This is a genomic window from Escherichia sp. E10V5 (genome assembly GCF_004212315.1).
GTDB lineage: Bacteria > Pseudomonadota > Gammaproteobacteria > Enterobacterales > Enterobacteriaceae > Escherichia.
This window is the reverse complement of sequence record NZ_RHJM01000015.1, coordinates 95713-107673: the sequence shown is the minus strand read 5'-3', so window position 1 is coordinate 107673 and position 11961 is coordinate 95713. Positions and strand designations below refer to the sequence as shown.

Annotated in this window: 9 protein-coding genes; 5 read left to right on the top strand and 4 right to left on the bottom strand. The window is 54.6% G+C overall.

Annotated elements, in window-relative coordinates:
• Window positions 1–93 precede the first annotated feature (93 nt).
• The 4 genes from fes (at window position 94) to wzz(fepE) (ending at window position 6745) form a co-directional block, all read left to right on the top strand.
• Window positions 94–1296 carry an enterochelin esterase gene (fes, locus tag D9738_RS12040; protein ID WP_130260256.1) on the top strand — a complete coding sequence of 401 codons (1203 nt, stop codon included), beginning with the start codon at window positions 94–96 and terminating at the stop codon, window positions 1294–1296.
• Between the two features lie 2 nt (window positions 1297–1298).
• Window positions 1299–1517 (top strand): enterobactin biosynthesis protein YbdZ, encoded by a 219-nt coding sequence (gene ybdZ / locus D9738_RS12035; RefSeq protein WP_000885787.1) that lies wholly within the window; start codon window positions 1299–1301, stop codon window positions 1515–1517.
• Window positions 1514–5395 (top strand): enterobactin non-ribosomal peptide synthetase EntF, encoded by a 3882-nt coding sequence (entF, locus tag D9738_RS12030; protein ID WP_130260255.1) that lies wholly within the window; start codon window positions 1514–1516, stop codon window positions 5393–5395. Before ybdZ ends, entF begins: the two co-directional genes overlap by 4 nt.
• Window positions 5396–5611: 216 nt before the next feature.
• Entirely contained in the window at window positions 5612–6745 is a 1134-nt protein-coding gene (gene wzz(fepE) / locus D9738_RS12025; protein WP_130260254.1) for an LPS O-antigen length regulator Wzz(fepE), read from the top strand.
• Here the strand turns inward: wzz(fepE) and fepC are convergent.
• The 3 genes from fepC to fepD are packed head-to-tail and all read right to left on the bottom strand — an operon-like array spanning window position 6742 to window position 9547.
• Window positions 6742–7557, bottom strand: coding sequence for an iron-enterobactin ABC transporter ATP-binding protein (gene fepC, locus D9738_RS12020; RefSeq protein ID WP_130260253.1), 816 nt, complete (start codon window positions 7555–7557; stop codon window positions 6742–6744). The two genes, wzz(fepE) and fepC, sit on opposite strands and share 4 nt — an antisense overlap.
• On the bottom strand, window positions 7554–8546 hold the full coding sequence (gene fepG, locus D9738_RS12015; RefSeq protein WP_130206425.1) for an iron-enterobactin ABC transporter permease: 993 nt from the start codon (window positions 8544–8546) through the stop codon (window positions 7554–7556). The genes fepC and fepG overlap by 4 nt, the downstream gene beginning before the upstream one ends.
• Window positions 8543–9547 carry a Fe(3+)-siderophore ABC transporter permease gene (gene fepD / locus D9738_RS12010; protein ID WP_130206427.1) on the bottom strand — a complete coding sequence of 335 codons (1005 nt, stop codon included), beginning with the start codon at window positions 9545–9547 and terminating at the stop codon, window positions 8543–8545. The genes fepG and fepD overlap by 4 nt, the downstream gene beginning before the upstream one ends.
• Before the next feature lie 110 nt (window positions 9548–9657).
• Here fepD and entS point away from each other — a divergent pair, with 110 nt between their 5' ends.
• Window positions 9658–10908: an enterobactin transporter EntS gene (gene entS / locus D9738_RS12005; RefSeq protein ID WP_130260252.1), complete on the top strand. Its 1251-nt coding sequence runs from the start codon at window positions 9658–9660 to the stop codon at window positions 10906–10908.
• Between the two features lie 3 nt (window positions 10909–10911).
• On the opposite strand, the gene fepB is transcribed toward entS, so the two are convergent.
• Window positions 10912–11868, bottom strand: coding sequence for a Fe2+-enterobactin ABC transporter substrate-binding protein (gene fepB / locus D9738_RS12000; RefSeq protein WP_130258593.1), 957 nt, complete (start codon window positions 11866–11868; stop codon window positions 10912–10914).
• Window positions 11869–11961: the final 93 nt, after the last annotated feature.

The window sequence follows — 11961 nt, the reverse complement described above, 5'->3', positions numbered from 1 at the left end:
TTACGCTATTGCAAATGCAAATAGTTATCAATAATATTATCAATATATTTCTGCAATCAATGAAAAAATTCACAATAAACATAAGGTTATGATGTGGCGGCGTTAAAGGTGGGAAGTGATAGCTGGTGGCAGTCGAAACATGGCCCTGAATGGCAGCGTCTTAATGACGAAATGTTTGAGGTCACTTTCTGGTGGCGTGATCCACAAGGTTCTGAAGACTACTCGACGATAAAGCGCGTATGGGTCTACATCACTGGCGTCACCGATCACCATCAAAATAGCCGCCCCCAGTCGATGCAGCGAATTGCAGGTACCGATGTCTGGCTGTGGACGACACAACTCAATGCCGAATGGCGCGGCAGCTACTGTTTTGTTCCCAGCGAACGCGATGACATTTTTTCTGCACCATCCCCTGATCGCCTCGAATTGCGTGAAGGCTGGCGAAAACTATTACCTCAGGCGATAGCCGATCCGCTGAATCCACAAAGCTGGAAAGGCGGGCGAGGGCACGCTGTTTCTGCACTCGAAATGCCGCAAGCGCCCCTGCAACCGGGTTGGGATTGTCCGCAAGCGCCAGAAACGCCTGCTAAAGAAATTATCTGGAAAAGTGAACGTCTGGGAAATTCACGCCGTGTATGGATTTTTACCACCGGAGATGTAACAGCAGGAGAACGCCCGCTGGCAGTTTTGCTTGATGGCGAATTTTGGGCGCAAAGTATGCCTGTCTGGCCTGTGCTGACTTCGCTGACCCATCGTCAGCAACTTCCTCCCGCCGTGTATGTGTTGATCGACGCTATCGACACCACGCACCGCGCCCACGAACTGCCGTGTAATGCTGATTTCTGGCTGGCAGTACAGCAAGAGTTATTACCCCTGGTGAAAGCTATTGCCCCTTTTAGCGATCGTGCCGATTGCACCGTGGTCGCCGGACAGAGTTTTGGTGGGCTTTCCGCGCTGTATGCCGGACTGCACTGGCCTAAACGCTTTGGTTGTGTATTAAGCCAGTCAGGATCGTACTGGTGGCCGCATCGGGGCGGGCAGCAAGAGGGCGTGTTACTTGAACAGCTAAAAGCTGGTGAAGTTAGCGCCGAAGGTCTGCGCATTGTGCTGGAAGCGGGTATTCGCGAGCCGATGATCATGCGGGCCAATCAGGCGCTGTATGCGCAATTACACCCCATAAAAGAATCCATTTTCTGGCGTCAGGTTGACGGCGGACATGATGCGCTTTGTTGGCGCGGTGGCTTGATGCAGGGGCTAATCGACCTCTGGCAACCGCTTTTCCATGACAGGAGTTGAATATGGCATTCAGTAATCCCTTCGATGATCCACAGGGAGCGTTTTACATTTTGCGCAATGCGCAGGGGCAATTCAGTCTGTGGCCGCAACAATGCGCGTTACCGGCAGGCTGGGACGTTGTGTGTCAGCCGCAGTCACAGGCGTCCTGCCAGCAGTGGCTGGAAGCCCACTGGCGTACTCTGACACCGGCGAATTTCACCCAGTTGCAGGAGGCGCAATGAGCCAGCATTTACCTTTGGTCGCTGCACAGCCCGGCATCTGGATGGCAGAAAAACTGTCGGATTTACCCTCCGCCTGGAGCGTGGCGCATTACGTTGAGTTAACCGGAGAGGTTGATGCGTCATTACTGGCCCGCGCGGTGGTTGCCGGATTAGCGCAAGCAGATACGTTGCGGATGCGTTTTACGGAAGATAACGGCGAAGTCTGGCAGTGGGTCGATGATGCGCTGACGTTCGAACTGCCAGAAATTATCGACCTGAGAACCAACATTGATCCGCACGGTACTGCGCAGGCATTAATGCAGGCAGATTTGCAACAAAATCTGCGCGTCGATAGCGGTAAACCACTGGTCTTTCATCAGCTGATACAGGTGGCGGATAACCGCTGGTACTGGTATCAGCGTTATCACCATTTGCTGGTCGATGGCTTCAGTTTCCCGGCCATTACCCGCCAGATCGCCAACATTTACCGCGCATGGCTGCGTGGCGAACCAACGCCTGCTTCGCCGTTTACGCCTTTCGCTGATGTGGTGGAAGAGTACCAGCAATACCGCGAAAGCGAGGCCTGGCAGCGTGATGCGGCATTCTGGGCGGAACAGCGTCGTCAACTGCCGCCGCCCGCGTCACTTTCCCCGGCACCTTTACCGGGGCGCAGCGCTTCGGCAGATATTCTGCGCCTGAAACTGGAATTTACTGACGGGGAATTCCGCCAGCTGGCTATGCAACTGTCAGGTGTGCAGCGTACCGATTTAGCCCTTGCGCTGGCGGCTTTGTGGCTGGGGCGATTGTGCAACCGCATGGACTACGCCGCCGGATTTATCTTTATGCGCCGCCTGGGATCGGCAGCGTTGACGGCGACCGGACCCGTGCTCAACGTTTTGCCGTTGGGTATTCACATTGCGGCGCAAGAAACGCTGCCGGAACTGGCAACCCGACTGGCGGCTCAACTGAAAAAAATGCGTCGCCATCAACGTTACGATGCAGAACAGATTGTCCGTGACAGCGGACGCGCGGTGGGAGAGGAACCGTTGTTCGGTCCGGTACTCAATATCAAGGTGTTTGATTATCAACTGGACATTCCTGGTGTACAGGCGCAAACCCATACCCTGGCAACCGGTCCGGTTAATGACCTTGAACTGGCGCTGTTCCCGGATGAACACGGTGATTTGAGTATTGAGATCCTCGCCAATAAACAGCGTTACGATGAGCCAACGTTAATCCAGCATGCTGAACGCCTGAAAATGCTGATCGCCCAGTTCGCCGCGGATCCAGCGCTGTTGTGCGGCGATGTCGATATTATGCTGCCAGGTGAGTATGCGCAGCTGGCGCAGATCAACGCCACTCAGGTTGAGATTCCAGAAACCACGCTGAGCGCGCTGGTGGCAGAACAATCGGCAAAAACACCGGATGCTCCGGCGCTGGTTGATGCGCGTTACCAGTTTAGCTATCGGGAAATGCGCGAGCAGGTGGTGGCGCTGGCGAATCTGCTGCGTAAGCGCGGCGTTAAACCAGGCGACAGCGTGGCGGTGGCATTACCGCGCTCGGTCTTTTTGACCCTGGCGCTACATGCAATTGTTGAGGCTGGTGCAGCCTGGCTACCGCTGGATACCGGCTATCCGGACGATCGCCTGAAAATGATGCTGGAAGATGCGCGTCCGTCGCTGTTAATCACCACCGACGATCAACTGCCGCGCTTTGCTGATGTTCCAGATTTAACCAGCCTTTGCTATAACGCCCCGCTTACCGCACAGAGCAGTGCGCCGCTGCAACTTTCACAACCGCACCACACGGCTTATATCATCTTCACCTCCGGTTCCACTGGCAGGCCAAAAGGGGTAATGGTCGGGCAGACGGCTATCGTTAACCGTCTGCTTTGGATGCAAAATCATTACCCGCTCACGGGCGAAGATGTCGTTGCCCAAAAAACGCCGTGCAGTTTTGATGTCTCGGTGTGGGAGTTTTTCTGGCCGTTTATTGCCGGGGCGAAACTGGTGATGGCTGAACCGGAAGCGCACCGCGACCCGCTCGCTATGCAGCAATTCTTTGCCGAATATGGCGTAACGACCACGCACTTTGTGCCGTCGATGCTGGCGGCATTTGTTGCATCGCTGACTCCGCAAACCGCTCGCCAGAATTGCGCGACGTTGAAACAGGTTTTCTGTAGTGGTGAGGCCTTACCGGCTGATTTATGCCGCGAATGGCAACAGTTAACCGGCGCGCCGTTGCATAATCTATATGGCCCGACGGAAGCGGCGGTAGATGTCAGCTGGTATCCGGCTTTTGGCGAGGAACTGGCACAGGTGCGCGGCAGCAGCGTGCCGATTGGTTATCCGGTGTGGAACACGGGCCTGCGCATTCTCGATGCGATGATGCATCCGGTGCCGCCGGGTGTGGCGGGTGATCTCTATCTCACTGGTATTCAACTGGCGCAAGGATATCTTGGACGACCCGATCTGACCGCCAGCCGCTTTATTGCCGATCCTTTTGCCCCAGGTGAACGGATGTACCGTACTGGAGACGTTGCCCGCTGGCTGGATAACGGCGCGGTGGAGTACCTCGGGCGCAGTGACGATCAGCTAAAAATTCGCGGGCAGCGTATCGAACTGGGCGAAATCGACCGCGTGATGCAGGCGCTGCCGGATGTCGAACAGGCTGTTACTCATGCCTGTGTAATTAACCAGGCGGCAGCCACTGGTGGTGATGCGCGTCAACTGGTGGGCTATCTGGTGTCGCAATCAGGCCTGCCGCTGGATACCAGCGCATTGCAGGCGCAGCTTCGCGAAACATTGCCACCGCATATGGTGCCCGTGGTTCTGCTGCAACTTCCACAGTTACCACTTAGCGCCAATGGCAAACTGGATCGCAAAGCCTTACCGTTGCCTGAACTGAAGGCACAAGCGCCGGGGCGTGCGCCGAAAGCGGGCAGTGAAACGATTATCGCCGCGGCATTCGCGTCGTTGCTGGGTTGTGACGTGCAGGATGCCGATGCTGATTTCTTTGCGCTTGGTGGTCATTCACTACTGGCAATGAAACTGGCAGCGCAGTTAAGCCGACAGTTTGCCCGCCAGGTGACGCCGGGGCAGGTGATGGTCGCGTCAACCGTCGCCAAACTCGCAACGATTATTGATGGTGAAGAAGACAGCTCCCGGCGTATGGGATTCGAAACCATTCTGCCGTTGCGTGAAGGTAATGGCCCGACGCTGTTTTGTTTCCATCCGGCGTCCGGTTTTGCCTGGCAGTTTAGCGTGCTCTCGCGTTATCTCGATCCACAGTGGTCGATTATCGGTATTCAGTCGCCGCGCCCTTATGGACCCATGCAGACGGCGGCAAATCTGGATGAAGTCTGCGAAGCGCATCTGGCAACGTTACTTGAGCAACAACCGCACGGTCCTTATTACCTGCTGGGGTATTCGCTGGGCGGTACGCTGGCGCAGGGCATTGCGGCGCGGTTGAGGGCTCGTGGCGAACAGGTGGCATTTCTTGGCTTGCTGGATACCTGGCCGCCAGAAACGCAAAACTGGCAGGAAAAAGAAGCCAATGGTCTGGACCCGGAAGTGCTGGCGGAGATTAACCGCGAGCGCGAGGCCTTTCTGGCAGCCCAGCAGGGAACGGCGTCGACAGAGTTGTTTACCACCATTGAAGGCAATTATGCCGATGCAGTGCGGCTATTAACCACCGCCCATAGTGAACCGTTTGATGGCAAAGCTACGCTGTTTGTTGCGGAGCGTACACTTCAGGAAGGTATGAGCCCCGAACGCGCCTGGTCGCCGTGGATAGCAAAGCTGGATATTTATCGCCAGGATTGCGCGCATGTGGATATTATTTCTCCAATCGCATTTGAAAAAATTGGACCAATTATTCGTGCCGCGCTAAATAAATAACTTTATCTTAAATGCAAATCCATAATTACGATAAATAATTATGGATTTTGTTATTTATCGTATTAATATTTACTGAGTGGTTTGTCTGAAAATGCGCCAAACATTGCGTTTGCTGCGTGGAATTTACAAAGTTCAGCTTCGGATAATTCTCACCAACTGGTAAAGTGTGCGCCGTGGAAATTTACCCTCATTGGACTCATTTTCAGGTTATACCGTATGTCAACACTGAATATTAAGCAGGAAAGCGACTCGCATTTTCCCGATTATCATCTGGCACCAGCCCGTAATAATGAAATTGATTTACTTAATCTTATCGAAGTTTTATGGCACGCAAAAAAACAGATCATGGCTGTCGTTTTTGCCTTTGCCTGTATCGGGTTGCTGGTGTCATTTATCCTACCGCAAAAATGGACCAGTGCGGCGGTTATAACGCCGGCAGAACCTGTGCAATGGCAAGATCTGGAGAAAACATTTACTAACCTTCGGGTACTGGATCTGGATATCAAAATTGATCGTACAGAAGCATTTAACCTGTTTATCAAGAAGTTTCAGTCCATTAGTTTGTTGGAAGATTATCTTCGTTCATCGCCGTATGTTATGAACCAATTGAAAGAGGCGAAAATTGATGAACAGGAGTTGCATCGGGCTATTGTCACATTGAGCGAGAAGATGAAAGCGGTTGATGACAATGCCAGTAAGAAAAAAGATGAACCGTCATTGTATACCTCCTGGACGCTAAGTTTCACCGCACCTACCAGTGAAGAGGCACAGAAAGTGTTGGCCGGGTATATCGATTATATCTCTGCGTTGGTGGTGAAAGAGTCGATAGAAAACGTACGTAATAAACTGGAAATCAAAACCCAGTTTGAAAAAGAAAAGCTGGCGCAGGATCGCATTAAAACGAAAAACCAACTCGATGCAAACATTCAGCGTCTCAATTATTCACTCGATATTGCTAATGCAGCAGGCATTAAAAAACCTGTTTACAGTAATGGTCAGGCAGTAAAAGATGACCCTGATTTTTCTATTTCTCTCGGCGCAGACGGTATTGAACGCAAACTGGAAATTGAAAAAGCGGTCACCGATGTTGCGGAACTGAACGGTGAATTACGTAATCGTCAGTATCTTGTAGAACAATTAACAAAAGCAAATGTCAACGATGTTGATTTTACGCCGTTTAAATATCAGTTGCGTCCGACGTTGCCGGTGAAAAAAGACGGTCCGGGCAAAGCGATTATTGTGATCCTTTCCGCGTTGATCGGCGGTATGGTGGCTTGTGGTGGCGTGCTGTTGCGCCATGCGATGGCATCCAGAAAACAGGATGCCATGATGGCAGACCACTTAGTTTAAATCTTCGCGGTTGAAGGTGCCGTTCGCCCGAGCGGCACCACGAGCGGCGTTCCGGCAACTGGATCGTCAATAATCATGCAGCGCAGACCATAAATGCGCTCGATCAATTCAGCAGTGACAATCTCCTTCGGCGCTCCCTGAGCAACAATTTTCCCTTCCCGCAACGCAATCAAATGGCTGGCGTAACGACAGGCCTGATTAAGATCGTGCAGCACTGCCGCCAGGGTATAGCCTTTCTCACGGTTCAGTTCGCTTAACAGTTCCAGCAAATCAATTTGATGACTGATATCCAGCCAGGTCGTTGGTTCATCAAGCAGCATAATCGCCGTTTCCTGGGCCAGCACCATCGCGATCCACGCCCGCTGGCGTTGTCCGCCGGAGAGGGTATCCACGCTTTGATCCGCCAGATGAGTTATTCCCGTGGCCTGCATCGCATTCGTTACCGCTTCTTCATCTTCTTTGCGCCAGCGGGTAAACAGCGGTTGATGCGGGTAACGCCCCCGCGCTACCAGCTCCTGCACGGTGATATCTCCCGGCGTGGTAGCATTTTGCGCCAGTAGACCAATCCGGCGTGCAACTTCTTTACTGGCGTAATGTTGAATGTGCTCGCCATCCAGCCAGACATGCCCGTGAGCAGGCGTCATCAGGCGGCTTAGGGTACGCAGTAACGTGGATTTACCGCAGCCATTTGGCCCGATAATTGCCGTGAAGTGACCATCAGGAATTTCTACAGTCAGATTTTCCGCAACGGTATATTTGCCATATCCCAGGGTTAACTGTTCGCCGCGCAAACGGGCTACTGATTCGGTCATTTTTTGCGAGACTCCTGAATTAACAAGACGATAAGGTAAATACCGCCGAGGCTGACGGTAACGACACCAACCGGAAGTTGATACGGCATAAACAGTTGCTGAGCGCAGAGATCGGCCGCCAGCAGTAACAGCGCTCCGCACAGCGCCGCCTGGGTCAGCCCCCAGCGAGCGGTGCCGCTAATGCGTCGGGCAATGTGTGGCGCGACCAGCGCAATAAAGGAAATCGGCCCCGCCAGAGCAGTTGCCGCAGCGGTAAGCACCACCGCCACCAGCATCATTAACAGACGCGAACGTTCGACGCTGACGCCCAGCGCACACGCGGTATCATCGCCCATTTCCAGTAAGCGCATTCGCCGCACCAGCAAGGCGGCGGCAATGAGCATCAATATAATGATGGGTGCGGAAGGCGAGGTTTTTGCCCACGTCAGGCCGTTGAGCGATCCGGCATTCCACAAACCCGCTGTTAGCGCCGTTTCTAAAGACGCTTTCAGCAGCAGCCAGGTATTAAAGGCCACCAACATGGCGCGGACGCCGATGCCGATAATAATCAACCGAAAGGTGTCGATGCCGTTACGCCAGGCAAGCAGCCAGACCAGCAGTGACGTGACAATACCCCCTGCCATTGCTGCCAGCGCGATAGCCGTCAGGTCCTGACCAAACAGCACCATCGCCACCAGCACGCCGCTCCACGCTCCGGTGTTAAAGCCCATTACGTCAGGGCTGCCGAGTGGGTTACGCATCAACGACTGAAAAATCGCGCCGCTGACGCCCAGCGCCGCGCCAATTAACAACGCCATCAGCACGCGTGGTAAACGCCATTCGGTGACCACCATCGTCATACTGCGCGGCGCATCACCCATCAGCGCGGCGAATACCTGCGAGGTTTCCAGCGTGACGGCACCGCTGCGTAATCCCCAGACACTCGCCACCACGCAGGCGGTAATCAGCAGTAAGCAGGTGATGATTAATCGGCGAGAGACGTAAATCATGCGCCACCTCGTGTTTTACGTCGCACGAGGAAGATCAGCACCGGAGCACCAATAAAGGCACTGACCACGGAAACGCGCAGCTCGCCGGGCACAATCACACGCCCGATGATATCGGCAAACAGCAGCAGGGCAGGGGTAGCGAGTAGCGTGACGGGCAGCGACCAGCGATGATCGGCACCTACCAGCCAACGCGCCATATGCGGCATCATCAGGCCAATAAAGGCAATCGGGCCAACTACCGCCGTCGCACTACCACAAAGCACGGTAATCGCCAGCAGACCAATCAACTGTGTGCGCGCCACGCGACTGCCCAGCGCCGTCGCGGTGTCGCTGCCAAGGCTTAAACTGTTCAGCGCGCGACTCAGTAATAGCGCAGTTGCTCCGGCGATCAGCACCGGGATCAGCACCACTTTTAAAGTGTGTAGATTACGAATATCCAGCGAACCGGCTTGCCAGAAACGCAGTTGATCGTAGACGTCAGGATTAAGCAGGGCGATGCCGCTGGTCAGTCCTTCCAGTACCGCCGCCAGCGCCACGCCCGCCAGGGTTAAACGCACCGGACTTAATTGCCCGCCGCCCTGGCTGCCGGTAAAGGCTACAATCAACGAGGCCACCAGCGCCCCGGCGAAGGCCATCGCCAGTTGTTCCTGCGCGGATGAGTAACCAAACAGCGCCGCACCCAGCACAATGGCAAAACTGGCTCCGGCATTCACGCCAAGTAAACCAGGATCGGCAAGTGGATTTCGGGTGAGGGTTTGCATTAACGCCCCGGCAAGCCCAAGCGCACTGCCCGCCAGCAATCCGGCCAGGGTACGCGGCAGTCTCGCGTCGAGGACGATAGTGCAGTCGGCGCTCTGGCAGGTGCCGGAGAGGGCCTCCAGCACTACGGAAGCGGGGAGTGATTTTGCCCCAATGAGCAGGCTTAATGCCGTCGCGATAATCAGTAATAACAGCAATCCGGGCACGGCAATGGCGCGTGTCACGGCAACAGAACCAGACATACGAACTTCCATGATAATGAAATTAATTATCGTTATCGATCTTATTTGGATATGTTAGCATGTGCAGCCTAAGAATAGGTATTTAAAATATTTGATGGCAAGGCATTGTAATGAATAAACAATCCTGGCTGCTTAACCTCAGCCTGTTGAAAACGCACCCGGCGTTTCGCGCAGTATTCCTCGCTCGTTTTATCTCTATTGTTTCTCTGGGTTTGCTCGGCGTCGCGGTGCCGGTGCAGATCCAGATGATGACGCATTCTACCTGGCAGGTGGGGCTTTCGGTGACGCTGACCGGCGGCGCGATGTTTGTCGGTTTGATGGTCGGCGGCGTGCTGGCGGATCGCTATGAGCGCAAAAAAGTGATTCTGCTGGCGCGCGGCACCTGTGGCATTGGCTTCATTGGACTGTGCCTGAACGCGCTGCTGCCGGAGCCGTCTTTGCTGGCAATCTATTTACTCGGATTATGGGATGGTTTTTTCGCGTCACTTGGCGTTACGGCGCTACTGGCGGCGACACCTGCACTGGTAGGGCGTGAAAACTTAATGCAGGCCGGGGCGATCACCATGTTGACCGTGCGGCTGGGATCGGTGATTTCGCCCATGATTGGCGGCTTACTGCTGGCGACTGGCGGCGTAGCCTGGAACTATGGGCTGGCGGCGGCGGGCACGTTTATTACCTTGCTACCGTTGTTAAGCCTTCCGGCGTTGCCACCGCCACCGCAGCCGCGTGAGCATCCGTTGAAATCATTACTGGCAGGATTTCGTTTTCTGCTCGCCAGTCCGCTGGTGGGCGGCATTGCGCTGCTGGGTGGTTTATTGACGATGGCGAGCGCGGTGCGCGTACTGTATCCGGCGCTGGCTACCAACTGGCAGATGTCGGCGGCACAGATTGGTTTTCTTTATGCGGCGATCCCGCTCGGCGCGGCTATCGGCGCATTAACCAGCGGGAAGCTGGCACATAGCGCGCGACCAGGGTTGTTGATGTTGCTCTCCACGCTGGGATCGTTCCTCGCCATTGGTCTGTTTGGCCTGATGCCGATGTGGATTTTAGGCGTGGTTTGTCTGGCGCTGTTCGGCTGGCTGAGCGCGGTCAGTTCGTTGCTGCAATATACAATGCTGCAAACACAGACGCCGGAAGCGATGTTAGGGCGGATTAACGGTTTGTGGACGGCACAGAACGTGACGGGCGATGCCATAGGCGCGGCGCTGCTGGGCGGTTTGGGAGCGATGATGACACCGGTGGCTTCCGCAAGCGCGAGCGGTTTTGCTTTGTTGATTATCGGCGTGTTGTTGTTGCTGGTGCTGGTGGAGTTGCGGCGTTTTCGCCAGACGCCGCCGCAGGTGACAGCGTCCGACAGTTAATGCTTAAAACAGCGCCTTAAGTCGTTCCAGCACTTGCATGGCGCTGTAGTAATCCAGTCGGAACGTCTCGGTTCCCAGCGCATAAACCTGCTTGTTTTGTACTGCAGGCAGGTGCGCGAGCAGCGGATTGGCATAAATTGCATCGGCATCTTTCTGATCACCAGCGAACAGGAATAGTGACTCGCCATTTAACCCTGCCGCCAGATTTTCCCCACCAAGCTGAATGATGTCATGGCGTTTGCCCTGGCTTTGGCTGGCGTTTAACCCTGCGGGCAACTTCGCCAGCGTAAAGCCGAGTTGTTCCAGCATCTGCCCTTGTGCTGATTCCGGCGTCCAGAGATTGGCACTGTGTGCAGCGGCGGTATAGACAATGGCAGTGACCGGCTGCGGCGGTAATTTGATTTGCTCTTTCGCCGCCGCCAGTTGCTTATCAAACTGTGCAATCCGCTCTGCCGCTTGCTTCTCATGCCCGGTAATTTCGCCAAGTTGCGTTAACAGCGACTGCCAGCTTTTGTCGTCGTAATTGATGATTAATGTCGGGGCGATGGTGGAAAGCTGATCATACAGCGCCAGCGCCGAATCCCCGCCTGTTGCGCTAATTAAAATCAGATCCGGCATTTGCGCGGCAACGGCTTCGGCGCTCGGTTCGCCGATATAGAGCCGTTGCAGTTTGCGTTCTTTCGCCACCTTGCTCCACTGGCGTAAAAAGCCCTGGTCATCCGCGACGCGGTTATTTGGCGTGGTCGCGCCGCTGGCAATCACTGGGGCATCAATCGCCAGCAACGAACCCGTCAGCGTGACGCTGGTTGAGACGATGCGCTGTGGCTGGCTTTCCAGCATATGAGTGCCGCGGCTGTCAGTCACCTGACGCGGCCAGTCGGCGGCCTGCACTGCGGATATTCCTGAAAGTAAAAAGCCTGTTAGTAGAAGAGCGGTGCGGTAGAGCGGGGCGAGTCTCACAAATCAGCGTCCTGTTATTAATGAAGTTAATGCTTCTCATTTTCATTGTAACGACAACCAGATGCAACCCCGAGTTGCAGATTGCGTTACCTC